Genomic DNA, 20,700 nt, shown 5'->3' with positions numbered 1-20,700 from the left:
CTCACGTTCCTCAATATTCCAAACACATTTCGTGAATGAGGCAAAAGGCTTTATATTTCAAGGAGAAGAAGAGGCTTCTGGTGGCTGCGCAGCTAGGCGGCGGCCCTGGAAATACCCACGCTGCAGCCGGATGCTTCGAGGGCGGCGCTGGCAACCTCGAGGAAAAGGCGCCGGAACCAGACGGAACGTCCATCTGCCCGGTCGACGCGGCGGTAGAGCATCGTCACCGGTTCGGCCGGCAGCGGGATCGGCGGGACCGAGACCGTTAGCCCGTGCAATTTGGCCATGCAGCGCGCAATCGATTCCGGGATCGTCGCGATCGCCGGCATGGCTTGCAGCGCCGTCGGCAGGGCGGAAAAGCGCGGCACCGTTGCCACGACCTGCCGGCTGTGGCCGAGGCGGGCAAGGGCGACGTCGACATTGGTCGAGCTGTTGCTGCCTTCGAACGACACGCCGACGTGATCTACCTGCGTGAAGTCCTCGATACTCATCGGCGTCTTCAGCCTGAGCTGGTTCGGATCGTAGATCGAGATCGAGCGCTGGTCGAAGAGCGGCTCGCGGATATGCCAGGAGGCGGGCTCATCGTGGATCGAGACGCTGAAATCATAAGCCCCCTCGTCGAGCAGGCGTGCAGCTTCGCGCTTGTGGAAGGCAACGCCCACCAGCCGGGCGCCGGGCGCCAGTTCGCGCAGTCGCGCGGCAAGCGGGCCGAAGAAGGCCGATTCGAGATTGTCGCACAGGCCGATGCGGAACTCGCCCTTCCAGCCGGCGGGGTCGAAGGCAGCGGGCGGACGGATGGCCCGCTCGATGCCGGAAAGCGCATCCTCGATTGCCGGCGCAATGGCGAGCGCCCTCGGCGTCGGCTGCAGGCCGCGCCCGACGCGGACGAACAATTCGTCGTCGAGCGCTTCGCGCAGCCGCCGCAGCGCCGCCGAAAGTCCCGGCTGGCCCAGCAGCAACCGCTCGGCCGCGCGGCTGACATTGCGCTCCTGCATCAGCACCGAAAAGGCGAGCAGGAGGTTCAGGTCGATTTTTCGAAGGATCGCGTCATTCATCATTATCAGTAATACCTGACATGGTTACTATCAATTTGCAATAGTGTCTGGAGCTGTACATTTTCTCGTTCCTCTGCCGCGCCTCCTCCCAACCTCGCGGCAGCAAAAGGAACGATCTCGATGACTCTCACAAAATCTCGAAACGGGGCGGGGCTGGCATTGCTGTTGCTCTGCGCCGCCAATTTCCTTGACGCCATGGACGTTTCGACCATCGGCGTCGCACTTCCCGCCATCCAAGCCGAACTCGGCATGCCGGCGACCTCGCTGCAATGGGCCGTCAGCGCCTATGTTCTCGGCTATGGCGGCTTCCTGTTGCTTGGCGGCCGCGTTGCCGACGTCTTCGGCCATCGCCGCGTCTTTCTCTGGTCGCTTGCCGTCTTCGCGGCTGCGAGTATCGCGGGCGGCTTCGTCGACAGCGGGCCGACGTTGATTGCCGCCCGTCTGGTCAAGGGCATCGCCGCCGCCTTCACCGCACCGGCCGCTTTGGCGCTTCTGCTATCCGTCTTCGGGGAGGGCAGCGCCCGCGCCAAGGCGCTCGGCGTCTTCTCCTCCACCGGCGCCGCCGGCTTCGTGCTCGGCATGGTGCTCGGCGGTGCGGCCACCATCTTCACCTGGCGGGCGACGCTCGTCATGGGCGCTCCGGTGGCTATCCTCACGCTGGCGATCGCGCCCTTCGTCTTGCCTGCCGACGAACGCCGTGGTGAAGCCCGCCCGCGCTTCGACTGGGCAGGCGCCTTGACCATCACCCCCGGCCTGCTGCTCTTCGTCTTCGGGATCACCAACGCCGCAGCCGAGGGCTGGAGTGCCTTTCCCACCTGGGGCGCGCTGGCTGCAGCGGCCGTCCTGATCCTGCTCTTCCTTGCCGTCGAGGCGCGGCATGCCTATCCGATGGTGCCGCTTGCGATGTTCCGCCGGGCAAAACTCAGCCATGCCAATGCCGTCGCCGCACTCTTTCAGGGCGTCTATGTCGGCTTCCAGTTCATCGCGACGCTCTATTATCAGAACGAACTCGGCTGGTCGGCCTTCGCCACCGGCTTCTGCTTCGCTCTAGGCGGCGTCTTCGTCATGTTCCTGGCTCCGCGTTTTGCCGCGATTGCGCAGAGCCGCGGCACCACGGGTCTCATGGCGCTCGGCGTGGCGCTGCAGGCAGCAAGCTACGTCCTCTGGGTCGCGGCCGTCGGCCACATCAATCCGATCCTGCTCGTCGTCCTGTCGCAGATCCCGCTCGGCCTTGGTTATGCGCTGACCTATCCCTCCGTGCAGGTCGCAGCACTCGCTGATGTCGAGGAAGACAAATCGGGCCTGGCCTCTGGCATGCTCTTTGCCGCCTTCCAGATCGGCGGCGGCATCGTGCTCGCAGCCGCTTCGGCGGTCTTCGGTGCGGCACCGTCCTTCGGCTGGGATCCGTATGTGGCAGGCGTAGCCTTCACGGCTCTGCTTGCGGTCGCGGTCGTGCTTCTCGCCGCCCTCGGCCCGCGGACATCGCCGCTGCGCGCCCCTGCCTATCAGGCTGCCGAATAGGCCTTTTCTGCCAACGCCCGCGCTTAAAGGCGCGGGCGATTTCTCACACCGCTGCGTTCAGGTTCCCGCGCAGCTTCTGCAAGGCTCCGCGGATTTCCGCCATCTCTTCGAGCGTACAACCGGCCGCCTGGCCGATGGCGGCCATGATCGTTCCCGCCTCGCTCTTCATCGACCGGCCCTTCGGCGTCAGCGAAACGATCACCTGCCGCTCGTCGCGTACGTCCCGGGTGCGTTTGATCAGCCCGGTCTGCTCCAGCCGCTTGAGCAGCGGTGAGAGCGTGCCCGAATCGAGGTCGAGCTGCTCGCCGATCGTCTTCACCGGCAGTTCGGCTTTTTCCCAGAGCACGAGCATCACCAGATATTGCGGATAGGTGAGGCCCACCTTGTCGAGGATCGGCTTGTAGGCGCGCGTGAAGGCATGCGCCGTCGCATAGACCGCGAAACAGAGCTGCTTCTCCAGGCGCCTTTCCTCTTCCGGGATTTCCATCGTCTTTGCCATCTGCGCTTTCATGATCCTGTTCCTTTGAGGTGCAATTCTCCTCTTTTCAATTCCGAATGCAATTTGCAAAATTCACTTGCGTACAATTTAATTGTGCAATATACGAAATCCAACCCCAACGCAAAGGAGACAGACATGCCCATTCTCTATACGACCAAAGCTTCCGCCACCGGTGGCCGCGCAGGCCGCGCCGTTTCGGAAAACGGCGTCCTCGACGTGACGTTGACGGTTCCGAAAGAACTCGGCGGCGACGGCGCAACGGGCACCAATCCCGAACAGCTTTTTGCCGCCGGCTATTCCGCATGCTTCCTCGGTGCCCTGAAATTTGTCGCGGGCCAGCAGAAGGTCAAGATTCCGGAGGACACCACGGTTTCCGCCAAGGTCGGCATCGGCCCGCGCGAAGACGGTACGGGCTTCGGCATCGAAGTGGCGCTCACCGTCAATATTCCTGGCCTGGACAAGGCCGAGGCTGAAAAGCTCGCCGCCGCCGCCCACATCGTCTGCCCCTACAGCCACGCCATGCGCACCTCGACCGAAGTTCCGGTCACGGTGGCTTAAATCGAACTTCCCCTTCTCCCCAATGGGGAGAAGATGTCCGTCAGGACAGATGAGGGGGGGCGGCGCGGCAAACGCGGCCCTTGTTTCGCTCAGACGTTCACTCTGCGCCGCTAGCCCCTCATCGCCTCGCTGCGCTCTGCACTTCTCCCCGCCGGGGCGAAGAAACAAGCCGCCCTCTTTTCATCTGAAATAAATTCGCTATATTCTTTCCAAGGAAAGGATATGCCGATGACCTCGTTGCACCTTCAGGACAGCCGCAGGACCTCCGAAGCCGCGGTGATCACCAAGGCGGCGGTCAGTGCCGCGGATCGGCTTGGCATCAGTGCCCGCATGCTCGCTGCCGTTCTCGGCGTGTCGGAAGCCACCGTCTCGCGCATGAAGCGGCAGGATCACTTGCTGGAGCGCGGCAGCAAGTCCTTTGAGCTGGCGGTCCTGCTTGTCCGCCTCTTTCGCTCGCTGGACGCGATCGTTGGTGGCGACGAGGCGGTTGCAAGGCAATGGCTGCGCAATGCCAACGGGGTGCTCGGCGCCGCACCGCTCGAAAAGATCGTCAGCATTTCCGGATTAACCGATGTCCTTGCCTATCTGGACGCCCGCCGCGCTCTCGTCTGAAACCTGCGCGGCCTCCGGCGGTTTCTGGCGGTTGGTGGAGGCGCAGCATCATATCTCCACGCTGAAGCTCGTCGATACGCTGGAGGAGCAGGCGCTGCTCGAGACACTCCTTGAGGAAAGCAAGCCGGCGCTGCCGCCGGAATGCGCCGGTCTCGATTATCTGCTCGCCACGCCGTTCCGCTACGGTGCCCTCTATCCGCACGGCTCGCGCTTCCGCAGGGCCGGGCGCACGCTCGGTGTCTTCTACGCTTCTGAAAAGGTGGAGACGGCGCTCGCCGAGATGGCCTTCTATCGCCTGCTCTTTTTCGCGGATTCGCCTGAAACGCCGTTGCCTGCGAATGCGGCCGAATACACCGCCTTTGCGGCTCTCGTCGCGACGAAGGCCGCGCTCGATCTGACCGTGCCGCCGCTGAACCGCGACCGCCCGGCATGGACCGATCCGCTGAACTACGAACCCTGCCAGGCGCTTGCCGATTCTGCCCGCGCGATCGGCACTGAGGCGATCCTTTACGAATCCGTCCGCGATCCGCACCACGGCAAAAATATCGCGCTCCTGACGGCGAGAGCCTTCAGCGCCCGCGAGCCGGTCGAGCGTCAGACGTGGCGCATCCGGCTTTCAGCAACAGGCGTTCAGGCGCTGTGCGAGTTTCCGAAGATGCGGATCGGCTTTGCCAGGGGCGATTTCGGCAACGATCAGCGCATTACGCGCTAATTACGCCAGCGCCCGCAGATCGCTTCTCAGCCGGTCGCCGCTGCCGTCCGGCAGCATCTCGTCCAGCGCCGCATGCGTCCGTTTCCAGATCGGCAGTGCCGCGGTGAGCACCGCTTTGCCTTCCGGCGTCAGGCTGAGCAGCCGCCCCCGCTTGTCTTTCGGATTTTGCGTCACATTTACCCAGCCACGGCGCTGCAGCGGCTTCAGCGCCGCCGTCAGCGTCGTCTGATCCATGGCGAGAAGATTGGCGACGGGACCCATCGGCGGCGGCTCCGGCCGGTTGAGCGACATCATCAGCGAGAACTGCCCGTTGGTGAGGCCGACCGGACGAAGTGCATCGTCGAAGAGCCGCGCAAGCGCCCGAGCGGCGCGCTGAACATGCAGGCACAGGCAGGTGTCCCGCACCAGCAGTGTCGTCGAAAGGGGAATTTCTATCACGTTTGACATGCTCTATTTCTATTGATATCAATGTATTTAGTCAAGTGAATGAAAACGAATGCCGGTCCGAGCCGGCGGCGCCGGAGGAGGGCGCAAGCGATGCAGAATCAAGTCGTTTCCCGTGAACAATGGCTCGAAGCCCGCCGTGCGCTTCTTCTGAAGGAGAAAGAAGAAACGCATCTCAGAGACAGGATCAATGCCGAGCGCCTGGCCATGCCCTGGGTCACGGTCGACAAGGACTATGTCTTCGACACGCCGCATGGAAAGAAAAGCCTTTCCGATCTCTTCGATGGCCGCAGTCAGCTGATGATCTACCACTTCATGCTCGGTCCCGATTGGGAGGCCGGCTGCCCCGGCTGCTCGTTCCTCTCAGACCACGTGGATGGCGCGCTGCCGCATCTCAACCATCACGACGTCACCTGGGTCGCGGTTTCGCGCGCGCCGCTTGCCAAGATCGAGGCCTACAAGAAGCGCATGGGCTGGAAATTCCCGTGGGTCTCGTCCTTCGGCAGCGATTTCAATTTCGACTACCACGTCTCCTTCACCAACGAAGATCTCGCCAAGGACAAGGTCTTCTATAATTTCACGGCGATCGATCCCGCCGAGGCCCATGACGAACTGCCGGGTATCAGCTCCTTTTACAAGAACGAGAAGGGTGAAATCTTCCACACCTACTCTAGCTACGCTCGTGGGCCGGAGGAGTTGATCGGCACGTTGATGATCCTCGACCGCGCGCCGAAAGGCCGAAACGAAAACGGCACGATGGATTTCGTCAAGCGCCACGACGAATACGAGGATGTTCCGAAGACGCAATCCCGTCACTGAAACCTGCGAACATCACCCAAGGGAGAAGGATGATGGAAAAAGCACAAGTGCTGGAGGAGCATCGCTTCCTCGAAAAGCTGGTGGGCGTATGGGATGTCACCGCGCCCGAAATGAGCGGTGATCAGCAATGGACGGAGATCGTGCGGTCGCTGCACGGCATCTGGTTCGTGGCCGAAGGCAACGGCGAAATGCCGGGCGGAGGTGCCGCCACCACCATGCTCACCCTCGGCTACAATGCCACCAAGGGTAAATATGTCGGCACTTGGATCGGCTCGATGATGGACCATCTGTGGGTCTATGAGGGCGACGCCTCGCCGGACGGCAAGGTGCTCAGCCTCTACACCCGCGGCCCCGATTTCGAGAACAAAGGTGCCGAACAGGATTACCGCGAGCAGATCATCTTCATCGACGACGATCACCGCACGTTCAACTCGGCGGCCAAGCAGCCGGACGGCAGTTGGAAGCAGTTCATGGAGGCGCATTACACGCGCAAGCCGTGATTCCGAACCAAGCCCGACCTCACACGCACGAAAAGGAAAAAGATCATGGCTTCCGATACACATGGAAAATTCATCTGGTGCGAACTGATGACGCCCGACACCGCGGCGGCTGAAAAATTCTACGGCTCGGTCGTCGGCTGGACGACGAAGGAGATGACGATAGGGGAGATGCCTCCCTACACCATCTTCGAGGCGGACGGCCGCGGCGTTGCCGGCATGATGACGTTCCCGGCCGAACTCGAAGGGCAGGGCATTCCGCCAAATTGGACGGGCTATGTCTGCGTTGACGACGTCGACCAGACGGCGAAGGATTACGAGGCAAACGGCGGCCAGGTGCGCCGCCCGCCCGAAGATATCCCGACGATCGGCCGCTTCGCCATCGTTGCCGACCCGCATGGCGCCGTCCTCGGCATCATGACGCCGCTGCCGATGGAAAACCCGCAGCCGGAACTGCCCATGAATACGCCCGGCCATATCGGCTGGCACGAACTGATGGGCGGCAACATGGAGGAAGCCTTCGCGTTCTATTCGAAGATATTTGGCTGGACCAAGGACCACGATTTCGACATGGGCGAGATGGGCGCCTATCGCATCTTCGCCGAACACGGAAAGCAGATCGGCGGCATGATGACCAAACCTGCCAATGTGCCGATGTGCTATTGGGGCTATTACTTCAATGTGCCTGCGATCGACAGCGCCATCGAACGCGTCAATGCGGGCGGCGGTAAGATAGTCGTCGGTCCCATGGAAGTGCCCGGCGGCAGCTGGATCATCAATGCGACGGACCCGCAGGGCGCCTTCTTCTGCCTCGTGGCGTCGGGCCGCTGATCCACTCACTGAAACGGCGAATCGAAATATTGAGAATGACCGGTGGCGGCTCGTTGAAACGGGCCGCCACTTACTTTTGAGGGTAAAGCCTGTCCTGCTAATCTCTTAATTTTATTCAAATTTTATCCTTCCCGCCCGAAAACTGCCCCGCAGGGTTAACCCTTCCTGAACATTTTTGGGGGGATGCATAATCGGCTATATCTGCGTGGTTAAGGAAGTATTGCAATCGGGACGTCCGCGTAATTGATTGCACCCCAGTTGTTCATTTGGGGTACTGTCATGTCTATCGAAGAAGATCTGCGCATTTCGAACGTCGATGGCGAAAACGCGCCGCACGAATTTCTTTCGGACATTCGCGAAGCCGCAGGATACGACGAAGCAAAGCCGGCCGAAATTGAGCGCGTCGAGCTCGCCCAGGCGCAGAGCGGCGAACAGACCCCGAAGACTGACCGCGTCGAGAACGTTCCACCCGCACCTCCCAGTGGCAGCCCGAACGAGGTCGTTCCGGATCAGAACAACATTGCCCACCTTCCAGCCGACGTCTCGCTCGACGACATCCGCATCGAAGGCAGCAACCTAGTGCTCGTCCAAGCCGATGGCACGGAAATCGTCATCGTCAACGGCGCGCTGCACGTCCCGGCCTTCATGCTCGGCGACGTCGAGCTTCCGCGCGACACCGTTATCGCGGCGCTGAACGACAGCAACATCAACGTCGCCGCTGGCCCGGATGGCGGGGATACCGCAACCCCGGCAGCGCCGAGCTCCGGCGCCGAATTCCAGGACACGATCCAAGACGACGGCGACGCCCCGACCGAACTGGCTCAGCTTCTGGCGGATACGCAGCAGCCGGATGCGACCCCAGACAATGGCCCGGAATTGTTCGACGACGTCCCAGTGGTGATCTCTGGGACGCAGCTTCTGACGCTCACAGAAACGGCAAACGGCGAGGGCGGCTTCGAAGAGCAGACTGTCAACGGCCAGTTCGGCTTCGACGGCGGTGAGGATGTCGGCGTCATCACCGGCATTGCCTTCGTCGGCACGACGAATATCGACGAAGAAGGCAGCACGACCGGCGTGCCGAACGGCCTGACCTCCGGCGGCCAGCCCATCACCGTCACCGTTTCGGCCGATGGCCTGACGATCACCGGTACGGTCGAAGGCAGCGACACGCCCGTCTTCGTCCTCAAGGTCACCAACATCGAAACCGGCGCTTTCACCTTCACCCAGTCCGGCCCGCTCGATCATCCAGATCTGGGCCAGACCGGTGCTGCCGACACGCTTCGCCTGCAGTTCAGCTACACCGTCACCGACAAGGACGGCGATTCCGCAACCGGCATCGCCTCGATCGATATCAATGACGATGGTCCAAGCATCGACCTCGGCGACGCCACGGACAACAGCACGGTTAGCGAAGCGGGTCTCCTCGGCGGCGAGAGCCCTGCAATCACTGGCGGCATTTCGCTCGGCGTCGACTGGGGCGCCGACTACGGCGTCAACCGCGACCTGACGTTCGACGCCCAGAACGCCCCCAGAGGCCTGACCTCGCACGGTGCGGCAATCCACTACGAAATCTCCGGCAACGGCCACACGCTGACGGCCTATACAGGCCCTGAATCGGGCGAAGGCCGCATCAACGTCTTCGTGGTCACGCTCGATCCGAAGGCCGCGCACGGCACATACAGCTTCCAGCTGCTGACCAGCATCGACCATCCGCAGGGTGAAACGCAATCGCAGGACACGCAGATCGACCTCTCGTTCGGCGTCATTGCCAGCGACGCCGACGGCGATACCGTTGGTACGAGCTTCACGGTCACCGTCAACGACGACGTACCGAACGGCAATGAGGCCGCAAACGAAGCCGTCATCAACGACGACCTGCAGGAGGTCTTCCCCGGCAATGCTGGCGGCGAAGGCGATGCAGGAACCGTTACCACTGTCAGCGGCGGCGCAGGCTCGCTCTTCACGCCCGGCGCCGACGGTTTCAAGAGCATCGTGCTCGGCGAACAGATGAGCTTCAGCGCCATCTACCAGGGTGAGGATGGTTTCGCGCACACGGAATCCGTCCAGTGGGGCAAGCCTTCGATCAGTGGCACGGATACGACGTTCACGGCGATCGGCGGCGCCAGCGGCCAGACTGTCGCAACCCTCGTCGTCCATGCCGACGGCTCCTACGAATTCACCGTCAGCGCGCCGCTCGTTCATTCCGACAGCAACACGGCCGAGGACGATCTCTCCCTGGCGATCAACTACATAGTCACCGACGGCGACAACGACACCGCGAAGGGTTCGCTCACTGTCACCATCAACGACGACACGCCGACGGCAAGCATCGTCACGGCGGAAACGGTGCTGGACGATGAAGCGCAGACGGCCTTCCCTGGCAACAACGGCGGAACCGGTGACGGGGCCGATACGAAGTCCGTGACCGGTGCTGCGGGCGCATTGTTCACGGCCGGCGCCGACGGCGTCGCATCCGTTTCCTTTGATGCGCCGGAAGCTTTGAAAGCCATTTACAATGTCAATGGCCACGGCGTTCAGGAAGCTTTGAGCTACACCACGACCACCGGCGAGAACGGCGAAAGCATCCTGACAGCCACCGGCGTCGACACTCATGCCGTCGTCTTCACCCTGACGGTCGGCGCTGATGGCAGCTATCAGTTCGATCTCTCCGCCCCGCTGGTTCACCCGACGGCCGGCACCTCCGAAGAAAACCTGCCGCTCACGATCGGCTTCACGGCGACGGACGGCGATGGCGACACGGCAAGCGGTTCGCTCACCGTCACCATCAACGACGACACGCCGACAGCAAGCATCGTCACCCCTCAAACCGTGTTGGACGATGAAGCGCAGACGGCGTTCTTGGGCAACAACGGCGGAACTGGTGACGTTGCCGATGCTAAGTCCGTGACCGGCGCAGCGGGCGCATTGTTCACGGCCGGCGCCGACGGCGTCGCATCCGTTTCGTTCACGACGCCCGAGGGAATCAAGGCCATCTACAATGTCGACGGCCACGGCGTTCAGGAAGCTCTGAGCTATACGACGACCACCGGCGAGAACGGCGAAACCGTCCTGACAGCCACCGGCGTCGACACTCATGCCGTCGTCTTCACCCTGACGGTCGGCGCCGATGGCAGCTATCAGTTCGATCTCTCCGCCCCGCTGGTTCACCCGACGGCCGGCACCTCCGAAGAAAACCTGCCGCTCACGATCGGCTTCACGGCGACGGACGGCGATGGCGACACGGCAACCGGTTCGCTGACGATCGGCGTCAACGACGACGTCCCTGTCGCCAACGTAGTCACGGCCGAAACGGTGCTGGACGATGAAGCGCAGACGGCCTTCCCTGGGAACAACGGCGGAACCGGTGACGTGGCCGATTCGAAGTCAGTGACCGGCGCTGCCGGCGCATTGTTCACGGCCGGCGCCGACGGCGTTGCATCCGTTTCCTTCGATGCGCCGGAAGGTTTGAAAGCCATTCACAATGTCAATGGCCGCAGCGTGCAGGAAGCGTTGAGCTATGCCACGACGACAAACGAGAGCGGCGAAACCGTTCTGACCGCAACCGGCGTAAACAGCCACAATACCGTCTTCACCCTCACAGTTGGCGCCGACGGCAGCTACAAGTTCGATCTCTCCGCTCCGCTGGTACACACGACCGTAGGTGCTTCGGAAGAAAACCTGCCGGTCACCATCGACTTTACGACGACGGACGGCGACGGTGACACGGCGACTGGCTCGCTGACGATCAACGTCAACGACGATGTGCCGGTTGTTTCCCAAACGGTTATTGCAGTTACTGCCGACGAAGGCGATATTTCCAATCTCCTCCTGTCGCAGGGCAACAGCCCCAATGACGGCACGGCGGATGGTTCGTCTTCGGAGCCCTCGGTGTTTGGTCTCGGCGATGCGGCGACTGTCTCGGGTTCGGTTGCCTCGACCGTTTCTTTCGGCGCTGACGGTGCAGCTCGAGTCGGCAGCTTCTCGTTTGCTGCCGACGCCACCCAGACGCTCTCCGTATTGCAGCTATCGTCGAAGGGCGGCGAACTGTCCTATACAGTGATCGGCAACGTCATCATCGGCTATGTCAACACGGGCAACTCAGGCTACAACCCTCTCTTCGACCGTCCGGTCCTGTCGCTGATGCTGAAGGGCGACGGCACCTTCACCTTCCAGCAATATGATCAGCTCGACCATGCGCCCGGTGCAGGTAATGACCTGCAGGCAGGGGAAGGCCACATAATTTCCGGCATCGACTTCGGCTCGGTCATCAAGGCAACCGATGCCGATGGCGACAGCGTCACGCTCGGCGGCAAACTCGTCGTGACGATCACCGATGATCTGCCGACCGTTTCGATTTCGCTGACGGGCCGAACAGTTACGCATGACGAAACCGCCGGCCAGAATGCTGGCAGCAACGACACCGGCGCGCTTTCGGTCTTCGCAGGCTTGGAAAGCGGCGAAAGCCTGCAGGTCTTGGGCTATGCCCGCGGTGGCAATGCGATCGTCAATTACGGCTCGAGTGCGGGTGCGGACGAACCGAAGAACGTTTCGCTGACGCTTGACGTCACGGATGCCAATTCCGGCCTGAAGACGATTTCCGGTGAAGCGATTACGCTGACGGAAGAAAACGGCCTTGTCATTGGCCGCGATGCCCATGGCGATGCCGTCTTTGCGATCAGCATGGATAGCTCCGGCCGCGTCAGTATCGCTCAGTACCAGGCGATTCAGCATCCGAACGGCGGCGATGCCAATGACCTGGTGAACCTTGCCGGTAAGGTTTCCGCTGTTGTCACCGCGACCGACTTCGACGGCGATGTCGCGACCAAGTCGATCGACATCGGCGGCAAAATCCAATTCCGCGACGACGCTCCGGTCCTGTCCGGCCCGGCGGTTGCGGTCACATCCGATGAAGGCGACATCTTCAACTTCCTGTCGCAGGGCAACAGCCCGTTCGACGGTGAGCAGGATGGCTCCTCTTCCGAGTTCAATCTGTTGCCCACCGGCTTTTCTGCAACGGTTACCGGCTCCGTCGCCTCGACGGTCGCCTTTGGCGCCGACGGCGCGGCTCAAGGCGGCGGCTTCTCGGTCACGGCCAATGCCACCCAGACGCTCGCTGCACTGCACTTGTCGTCGCAGGGCGGCGAACTGTCCTACACCGTGATCGGCAACATGATCATCGGCTATGTCAATACCGGCAGCCCAGCCTATCCGTTCGCCGACCGCCCGGTCCTGTCTCTGACGCTGGAAAGCGACGGCAGCTTCCAGTTCCAGCAGTATGACCAGCTCGACCATGCATCGGGCGCCGGCAATGACCTGCAGTCCGGTTCGACGACGGTTTCCGGCATTGACTTCGGTTCTGTCATCCAGGCGATCGACCGCGACGGCGACAGCATCACGCTCGGCGGCAAGCTCATCGTGACGATCACCGACGATGCGCCGGTCGTCAGCATCTTCCGGGACGGCTCGGTCACCATCGACGAGAGTGGAGGCGACGATAACGACAACACGAGAGAGCGGAGCGTTAGAAACCTCTTCGCCGGCGTCACGCATGCGGGCAGTGATCCGGACATGCGGGTGGTCTATGCGCGTGACGATGTTGTGGATACGACTGTTTCCGTCGGCGCGGATGAGCCGGCAGCTGCCAGCCTGACGCTTCGGATCGACAATGCTGCTTCGGGCCTCACCACGACCGCCGGCGCGCCGATCACGCTGACACTGGAAAACGGCATCGTCGTCGGCCGCATTCCGACGGGCGAGGCGGCATTCGCAATCCACGTCGACTCCGACGGACGCGTCAGCGTGGCCCAGTATCTGTCGCTGTCCAACCCGAACGTGAACAAGGCGGACGACGACAGGATCGACCTCGCCGGCAAGGTTTCCGCCGTGATCACCGCCATCGATAGCGACGGCGATATTGCCAGCCAGTCGGTCTCGATCGGCAACGCCATCCGATTCGATGACGACGGCCCGGTTCTGGACAGGCCAGTTACCTCAGGCCTCTCGTTGTCCGAAAACGACCTGCCGGACGGCACCTCGCCGCATACGCCCGGTCTTTCGGCGACCGGCTATCTCGACATCTCGCTCGGTGCGGACGGCGGCAAGGTCGTTCTCGCCGCCAGCCAGGCGACCTGGTCGGATGCTACCCATTCGCTGACGGCCAATGATGGCTCGTGGAAGATCGTGCTGAACAGCAACGGCACCTACACCTTCTCGCTGGTCAACAACACGCTGGCGCATGGCCCGGCCAGCAACGGCGCCAATAATCTGGCGATCAGCGTCACCTACACGGCGACGGACGGCGACGGCGACAAGATCACCGGCACCTTCGGGGTCGGCATCAAGGACGACGTTCCAGTCGTCGGAAATGTCGACCGCTACATCACGCTCAGTGAAGCCGACATCAACGGCTCGACGCCGGATACGGAATCGAAGAGCTTCACGGTGAATTACGGTGCCGACGGCGCAGGCGCGACGACCTTCACCGGCGCGGTTCATCTTGACCTCGGCCCGGGTATGGCCGGCAACGTCGATTTCACGCTGGCAGGCCCCGGCGCGACCTATCTCTCGCAGCTGAAGGCCGATGGCCAGCCGGTTACCTTCCAGCTCTCCACTGACGGCACGAAGATCATCGGCTACGTCGGCACCATCGGTAACGCGGTGATCGAGCTCACCGCAAATGGTACGACTGTCACCGCCAAATTCCTGCAGGCGGTCGACCATTTCGCAAAAGCCGACGGCTCGCCGATCGACATGCTGCGCGTCGATGCGGCCGTCGCCTTCCATGACGGCGACGGCGATACGACCACCAGCATCATCCGTGTCGAAGTCAACGACGACATGCCGACCGCGAGCTATTCCGGCCGCATCACGATCCAGGAAACGGCCAATGTCAACGGCTCGTTCGTTGAGACCTCCGCGACCGGCACCATGGTGTTTGACGGCGGCGCGGACGGCGCCAAGGTCACCTCGATCGCTTACGGCCTCGGCAGCACTGACCATCCGCTGATCGCCGATGCCGATGCGGCCCAGTTTACCGCGCATGCCCTGCAGTCGGGTGGAAAAGACATCGAGATCGAACAGCCGGACGGCCTGACGCTGCTCGGAAAGCTTGCCAACGGCACGGTGATCTTCAAGGTCGAAGTCACCGATCCGGCGACCGGTGCCTACAAGTTCACGCAGTATGGCCCGATCGACCAGGCCGACGCCAATGAGATGGGCGCTGCCGACGGCGGCCGCATGAAAATCGTCTTCACCGTCACCGACGGCGATGGCGACACGGCGACGAACAGCCTGCAGATCGACATCAACGACGATGGTCCGAAAGCAAGCTACTCTGGCCGCATCACGGTCCAGGAAACCGCCAATGCCAACGGCTCGTTCGTTGAAACCTTCGCGACCGGCACCATGGTGTTCGACGACGGCGCGGACGGCGCCAAGGTGACCTCGATCGCCTATGGCCTCGGCAGCACCGACCACCCGCTGATTGCGGATGCCGATGCGGCTCTGTTTACCGCCCATGCCCTGCAGTCGGGTGGCAAGGACATCCGCATCGATCAGCCGGACGGCCTGACGCTGCTCGGCAAGCTTGCCAACGGCACGGTGATCTTCAAGGTCGAAGTGACTGATCCGGCAACCGGCGCCTACAAGTTCACGCAGTACGGCCCGATCGACCAAGCCGACGCCAACGAGACCGGTGCTGCCGACGGCGGCCGCATGAAGATCGTCTTCACCGTCACCGACGGCGACGGCGACACGGCAACGAACAGCCTGCAGATCGACATCAACGACGGAGGTCCTTCGATTGCGGTACCGGCTGCCACCGGCACGCTTTCGGAGACTGGCCTGCCTTCGGTCAGCTCCGTCTTCGGCGCGCTCCACGTGAATATCGGCGCCGACAGCAAGGCGACGCATGTCGCGATCGGCACGGACGGCAACGGAAACCCGATCATCAACAGCGGCCTCACCTCCGACGGCGTGGCCCTGGAATACCTCGTTCGCACGGCGAACGGCGTCGATCAGGAAATCGTTGCGTTCAAGGCCGGCGATACCGCCGACAATCCGGTCTTCATCGTCAGCGTCCTGCATCCGGGCAGCTTTGCGGCGACGCTCTTCCAGAACCTCGATCACCCGGACGGCAGTGACAACATCCCGCTGAACCTCGTGGCACGCGTCTTCGACGGCGACGGCGACTATGTCGATCAGCCCTTCACCATCAATATGGCAGATAGCGTGCCGACGCTGGTCGCCAACACGACGGTTTCCGGCAATGTTGTGGAAGGTGGCTCGACCATCGAAACGCACAGCTTCGTGTCGGGAACGGTCAATCTTCCCATCCTGGACGTTAGCACGATCACTTCGACCATCACGGTGCCGGCCGGCGGAACCATCCACGACGTCAACGTGTCGATCAACCTCGCGCATACCTTCATGGCGGACCTCGAGGTCACTTTGATCGCTCCGGATGGCACTCGGATTCGGCTTGTCGACGATAATGGCGGAGCTGGCGATCCGAACGGCACCATCATGTTCGACGACGAAGCGGCAAGCAGCTTTACCTCCGCTCCCCCTCCATTCGTCGGCACATGGCGTCCAGCGATCGACCAGCTTTCCCTGCTCGACGGTAAGAGCATGGCGGGAACCTGGACGCTGGAAATCAGGGACGATCTTGGAGCTGATGTGGGCACCCTGCGCGACTGGAGCCTGCAGGTCGAGGCTGGCCACGACGTCTCGTCTGCGAATGTCGATCTTTCCTCGCTGGTCTCGGTCGGTGCCGACGATGGCAATGGTGCTGCGGTATTCGCGCTGAAAACCATCGCAACAGCGGAAAGTCTCGGCACGGTTACGGCCGGCGGCCAGCAGGTGAAGGTGGTTTCCGACGGAACCACGCTTACCGGCTATGCCGAAGGTGCGCCCGGAACGCCGCTCTTCACGCTGACTGTGTCGGCAAACGGAACGGCGACCTTTGTATTGCACGGCGAATTCGATCACGCCGCCGGTAGCGATAACCTGCCGCTCGATCTCGGTGCCTATGTCAAGGCGCTCGACAGCGACCACGATGCGGTAACGCTCGGCGCTGGCCAGTTCATCATCAACGTCGCCGACAGCCTGCCGACGGCTGCAAACCTGACTGCGGCTATGTCGGAGAACGACAGCAAGAGCGTCACGCTCATCGAAGGCACCCACTTCACATTTGGTGCGGATGAGATTGGTGCCGCTCTGTCCTTCGGAACGCCGAGCTACACAGGGGTTCCGGCCGGGCTGATCCTGGGCACGCCGTCGATCACGCTCGGCGCCGACGGTCACACGATCACGATCAATCCCGGCACGGCCTTCGACCGTCTGCCGGCAGGACAGACCGTAGTCCTGCACATTCCGTACACCGTGACAGATGGCGATCACGACTCGGTCACAAAGGACATCGCGGTCACCATCAGCGGCACCAACGACGCACCGGCTTTCGGTTGGGGCGAGACTGCCGCTCCCTTGACGGAGCATGCCGGCCAGGTTGGTTCGAGCGAGATTCGAGTCAAGACCGGTCATCTGACTTTCGTCGATCCGGATGCCAGCGATAATCATATGGTCTCGATCGAGCAGGTCAGCACCAACAACCTGGGCGGTAGTTATCTCGGCGCGTTCTCGGCGTGGCTGAACCATTCGCCGACGGACGCGTCCAACTCGGGCCGGATCGACTGGAAGCTGCAGGCGGCCGACAGCTCGTTGGACTTTCTTGCCGAGGGCCAGACGGTGACGCAGGTCTATAAGGTGATAGTCACGGACGCCAGTGGTGCACTCAGCTCAAAGCTGGTAACGGCGACGATCACCGGTACCAACGATGCGCCGATCATCACGGTTGATGCCGGCGACAGCGCTTTTGCCGCCCTCACGGAAACGAACGCCGGCCTCAGCACGACCGGTACTCTGAGCGTCGCCGATGTCGACGTGACCGACAACGTCACAGCGAGTGTCACCGGTGTCACGGCCGGCGGCGCGGGTATTGAAGCCCGCTTTACTCCGGCTCAGTTGCTGAGCTTCTTCAGCATCGGCAGTGGCGCGGTCATCGATGGCGCGCATACGGCCGGCGATATTCACTGGACGTTCAATTCCAATTCCGAAGCCTTTAATTTCCTGCCCAACGGCTGGCAGTCGCTCATCGGCTACACCGTCGAGGTGAGCGACGGCCACGGCGGCACCGATACCCATGTAGTCCAGATCAAGCTGACCGGCACCAACGATGCGCCGGTTGTCAGCGGGGCAGTCACAGGCACTGCCACCGAGAATGGCGCAAGCGTCACGCTCGACGCGCTTGCCAATGCGAGCGACGTCGATCTCGGCACCACCCTGTCGGTCGACGGCCTGGCGGTCAGCGGCTCGCCGGGTGCCCTGCCGGCCGGCGTGAGCTACGATGCGGCGACGCATTCCTTCACGCTCGATCCGAACCATCCGGCCTACCAGTCTCTGGCGGCCGGCACGACGACGACGGTGACGGTGAACTACAGCGTCTCCGACGGGATCACGACGACACCGGCCTCCGTCTCCTGGAAGGTAACCGGCACCAACGATGCGCCCGAAGCTCAGGCCGTGACGCTGGCGGCGATCGCCGAAGACAGCGGCGCGCATCTGATCACGGCGGCCGATCTTCTGGCTGGCGCGACGGATGTCGAGCACGACACGTTGACGGTGAGCGGCCTTTCGGCATCCTCCGGCACGCTGGTCGACAATGGCAACGGCACCTGGACCTTCACGCCTGATGCCGACGACGATACCGCCGTCAGCTTCAGCTACACGGTGTCGGACGGCACGGCGGGCGTTGCTGGCAGCGCGACGCTCGACCTGACGCCGGTCAACGACGCGCCGGTTATCCCGGCCGTGACGCTGGCGGCGATCGCCGAAGACAGCGGCGCGCATCTGATCACGGCGGCCGATCTTCTGGCTGGCGCGACGGATGTCGAGCACGACACGTTGACGGTGAGCGGCCTTTCGGCATCCTCCGGCACGCTGGTCGACAATGGCAACGGCACCTGGACCTTCACGCCTGATGCCGACGACGATACCGCCGTCAGCTTCAGCTACACGGTGTCGGACGGCACGGCGGGCGTTGCTGGCAGCGCGACGCTCGACCTGACGCCGGTCAACGACGCGCCGGTTGTCCCGGCCGTGACGCTGGCGGCGATCGCCGAAGACAGCGGCGCGCATCTGATCACGGCGGCCGATCTTCTGGCTGGCGCGACGGATGTCGAGCACGACACGTTGACGGTGAGCGGCCTTTCGGCCTCCTCCGGCATGCTGGTCGACAATGGCAACGGCACCTGGACCTTCACGCCCGATGCCGACGACGAAACTGCAGTCAGCTTCAGCTACACGGTGTCGGACGGCACGGCGAGCGTTGCTGGCAGCGCGACGCTCGACCTGACGCCGGTCAACGACGCGCCGGTGGCGGTGTCCGATGTCCTGACGAGCGTTGCCGAAGACAGCGGCGCCCGGACGATTTCGTTCGCATCGCTGACGGATAACGACAGCACCGGCCCGGCGAACGAAGCCGGCCAGTCGCTGACTGTGACGGCTGTCAGCAATGCGATCGGCGGCACAGTGGCGATCGTCAACGGTCAGGTGGTGTTCACGCCTGCCGCGAACTTCAATGGCACTGCGTCGTTCGACTACACGATCAGCGACAACGGCAAGACGAACGGCAGTGACGACTCCAAGACCAGCATCGGCCACGCCAGCTTCACGGTGACGGCGGTCAACGAAGCCCCGGTTGCCAATGAGGATGGCCCATTTGCAACATTGGCCAATACGGCCCTGATCGTTACGAGCGGGTTGCTTGCCAACGATAGCGATCCAGACGGCCAGACGCTGACGGCGGTCATAGACACTGGCCCGCAGCATGGAGCGATAAGCAGCTTCAACGCTGCCACGGGAACCTTCACCTATACGCCGACGGCTGGCTTCGTAGGTGTGGATACGTTCACATATTATGCGACCGACGGCGCATTGCAGAGCAATCCGGTGACGGTCTCGATTATCGTTTCCGGGGGATCGGTAGCCAGCCAGATAATCAACTTCGGTAACGCACAGGATACCGGGGACTTTTCGACAACCGCCTTCAACGGCGATTGGACGATCTTGATGGGTAACGGCAAGGACAAACTCACCACGAGTTGGGACCATGATGGTGGTGTCACAGCCTATTATGGCGGCGACGCCGTGAGCGATGCGGGCCACAACCAAGACCACGTCAATATTGTTTTCTCTGCAGAACAACTTCAGGAAGTCCTCCTCAGCTCGACATATCGAGCCGAATTGCAGGATTTCCTTGACGGTGATATCGGGAACGGCGACGCTGCAAATCGCACCCTCGATTTGTCAGGCTCGAGCTGGCACGCGAAGGTTGCGATGTTTGGCGACGCCTCGCTTTCGCTGGCGGTCGTTGACGACAATGGACATACGACGTCCACTGTGACCTACTCAGCAATTGGCGAAAATCTGCCGGATTACCTGGCGGGTTCCGCCGGAAATGACTCCAACAATCTGATCATTGGCACGACCGGCGACGACACGCTTTCCGGTGGTTCGAGCGACAGCGATATCGCCGGCAACGGCAACGATATACTGGCCGGCGGGGGCGGTAACGATACGCTCTGGGGCGGCGACGGAAGTGATCTTCTTCTTGGCGGCGCCGGTGACGACCAGCTGCGCGGCGGCAGTGGCAACGACATTCTCTTTGGCGGCGTCGGCGACGACATTCTTGTCGGCGGTTCCGGCCTCAACACGATGACCGGCGGCGGCGGCAACGACACCTTTGTCATTGATGCTGCCGCCTTCAAGGAGGTGAACCTTACCGATGTCATCATGGACTTCAAGAACAGTCAGGGCGATACGCTGGACGTCTCCAACCTCCTCAACTCGCTCTTGGGTCACGAAGCGAGCCAGGCGGAGGCGCTTGCGAACGTGAAGGGCACGGTTGCCGCAGGCAGTACGACAATCAGTGTCAACGACAACGGGACCTGGCACGATGTCGCGGTGCTTCAGAATTACACGTCGACGGTGAAGATCCTCTATGACGACGATCACCACTCAACGACGACGCCGACCGCTTGACCGGTTCGTGAGTCACTCTTCAGGTGTGAATCTGGAAAAGGCGCCCCGGCGCCT

11 protein-coding genes are annotated in these 20,700 nt (G+C 62.3%); 8 read left to right on the top strand and 3 right to left on the bottom strand.

The annotated features are described in order from the left end of the window. Positions 1-92: 92 nt before the first annotated feature. A complete protein-coding gene (locus ACZ9BX_RS10425) occupies positions 93-1,058 on the bottom strand; it encodes a LysR family transcriptional regulator (protein ID WP_476217672.1) in 966 nt (321 codons plus the stop codon). Positions 1,059-1,175: 117 nt separating this feature from the next. On the opposite strand from ACZ9BX_RS10425, the gene ACZ9BX_RS10420 reads away from it, so the two are divergent. After that, entirely contained in the window at positions 1,176-2,576 is a 1,401-nt protein-coding gene (locus tag ACZ9BX_RS10420) for an MFS transporter (RefSeq protein WP_476217670.1), read from the top strand. A gap of 43 nt (positions 2,577-2,619) precedes the next feature. On the opposite strand, the gene ACZ9BX_RS10415 is transcribed toward ACZ9BX_RS10420, so the two are convergent. Next, on the bottom strand, positions 2,620-3,087 hold the full coding sequence (locus ACZ9BX_RS10415) for a MarR family winged helix-turn-helix transcriptional regulator (RefSeq protein ID WP_476217668.1): 468 nt from the start codon (positions 3,085-3,087) through the stop codon (positions 2,620-2,622). Positions 3,088-3,210: 123 nt separating this feature from the next. On the opposite strand from ACZ9BX_RS10415, the gene ACZ9BX_RS10410 reads away from it, so the two are divergent. The 3 genes from ACZ9BX_RS10410 (at position 3,211) to ACZ9BX_RS10400 (ending at position 4,957) form a co-directional block, all read left to right on the top strand. Continuing rightward, positions 3,211-3,633, top strand: a complete 423-nt coding sequence (locus ACZ9BX_RS10410) for an organic hydroperoxide resistance protein (RefSeq protein ID WP_027507625.1) — start codon at positions 3,211-3,213, stop codon at positions 3,631-3,633. Between the two features lie 228 nt (positions 3,634-3,861). Then, positions 3,862-4,245, top strand: a complete 384-nt coding sequence (locus tag ACZ9BX_RS10405) for an antitoxin Xre/MbcA/ParS toxin-binding domain-containing protein (protein WP_476217666.1) — start codon at positions 3,862-3,864, stop codon at positions 4,243-4,245. Continuing rightward, on the top strand, positions 4,205-4,957 hold the full coding sequence (locus ACZ9BX_RS10400) for an RES family NAD+ phosphorylase (RefSeq protein WP_476217664.1): 753 nt from the start codon (positions 4,205-4,207) through the stop codon (positions 4,955-4,957). Before ACZ9BX_RS10405 ends, ACZ9BX_RS10400 begins: the two co-directional genes overlap by 41 nt. Here the strand turns inward: ACZ9BX_RS10400 and ACZ9BX_RS10395 are convergent, their stop codons facing one another. Then, positions 4,958-5,404, bottom strand: coding sequence for a MarR family winged helix-turn-helix transcriptional regulator (locus ACZ9BX_RS10395; RefSeq protein ID WP_027507622.1), 447 nt, complete (start codon positions 5,402-5,404; stop codon positions 4,958-4,960). Between the two features lie 90 nt (positions 5,405-5,494). Between ACZ9BX_RS10395 and ACZ9BX_RS10390 the strand changes: the two genes are divergently transcribed. The 4 genes from ACZ9BX_RS10390 to ACZ9BX_RS10375 all read left to right on the top strand — a co-directional run bounded on the left by ACZ9BX_RS10390 (position 5,495) and on the right by ACZ9BX_RS10375 (position 20,646). Continuing rightward, entirely contained in the window at positions 5,495-6,220 is a 726-nt protein-coding gene (locus ACZ9BX_RS10390) for a DUF899 domain-containing protein (RefSeq protein ID WP_476217662.1), read from the top strand. A 29-nt stretch (positions 6,221-6,249) separates the two neighbouring features. Beyond that, on the top strand, positions 6,250-6,720 hold the full coding sequence (locus tag ACZ9BX_RS10385; RefSeq protein ID WP_037140636.1) for a DUF1579 domain-containing protein: 471 nt from the start codon (positions 6,250-6,252) through the stop codon (positions 6,718-6,720). 45 nt (positions 6,721-6,765) lie between these two features. Continuing rightward, complete coding sequence (locus ACZ9BX_RS10380; protein ID WP_476217660.1) at positions 6,766-7,548, top strand: VOC family protein; 783 nt, start codon at positions 6,766-6,768, stop codon at positions 7,546-7,548. A gap of 279 nt (positions 7,549-7,827) precedes the next feature. After that, the gene (locus ACZ9BX_RS10375; protein ID WP_476217658.1) at positions 7,828-20,646 is read left to right on the top strand and encodes a T1SS-143 repeat domain-containing protein; all 12,819 of its coding nucleotides are present in this window, start codon (positions 7,828-7,830) and stop codon (positions 20,644-20,646) included. Positions 20,647-20,700 lie beyond the last annotated feature (54 nt).

This window comes from Rhizobium sp. USDA 3886 (assembly GCF_056279785.1).
The sequence above is the reverse complement of the archived record's forward strand: the minus strand, read 5'-3'. Positions and strand labels throughout refer to the sequence as shown.

What these genes read in the sequence shown, in the direction of transcription:
- ACZ9BX_RS10425 (WP_476217672.1), bottom strand. Translation starts at nt 1,058, where the DNA reads ATGATGAATGACGCGATCCTTCGAAAAATCGACCTGAACCTCCTGCTC.
- ACZ9BX_RS10420 (WP_476217670.1), top strand. Translation starts at nt 1,176, where the DNA reads ATGACTCTCACAAAATCTCGAAACGGGGCGGGGCTGGCATTGCTGTTG.
- ACZ9BX_RS10415 (WP_476217668.1), bottom strand. Translation starts at nt 3,087, where the DNA reads ATGAAAGCGCAGATGGCAAAGACGATGGAAATCCCGGAAGAGGAAAGG.
- ACZ9BX_RS10410 (WP_027507625.1), top strand. Translation starts at nt 3,211, where the DNA reads ATGCCCATTCTCTATACGACCAAAGCTTCCGCCACCGGTGGCCGCGCA.
- ACZ9BX_RS10405 (WP_476217666.1), top strand. Translation starts at nt 3,862, where the DNA reads ATGACCTCGTTGCACCTTCAGGACAGCCGCAGGACCTCCGAAGCCGCG.
- ACZ9BX_RS10400 (WP_476217664.1), top strand. Translation starts at nt 4,205, where the DNA reads ATGTCCTTGCCTATCTGGACGCCCGCCGCGCTCTCGTCTGAAACCTGC.
- ACZ9BX_RS10395 (WP_027507622.1), bottom strand. Translation starts at nt 5,404, where the DNA reads ATGTCAAACGTGATAGAAATTCCCCTTTCGACGACACTGCTGGTGCGG.
- ACZ9BX_RS10390 (WP_476217662.1), top strand. Translation starts at nt 5,495, where the DNA reads ATGCAGAATCAAGTCGTTTCCCGTGAACAATGGCTCGAAGCCCGCCGT.
- ACZ9BX_RS10385 (WP_037140636.1), top strand. Translation starts at nt 6,250, where the DNA reads ATGATGGAAAAAGCACAAGTGCTGGAGGAGCATCGCTTCCTCGAAAAG.
- ACZ9BX_RS10380 (WP_476217660.1), top strand. Translation starts at nt 6,766, where the DNA reads ATGGCTTCCGATACACATGGAAAATTCATCTGGTGCGAACTGATGACG.
- ACZ9BX_RS10375 (WP_476217658.1), top strand. Translation starts at nt 7,828, where the DNA reads ATGTCTATCGAAGAAGATCTGCGCATTTCGAACGTCGATGGCGAAAAC.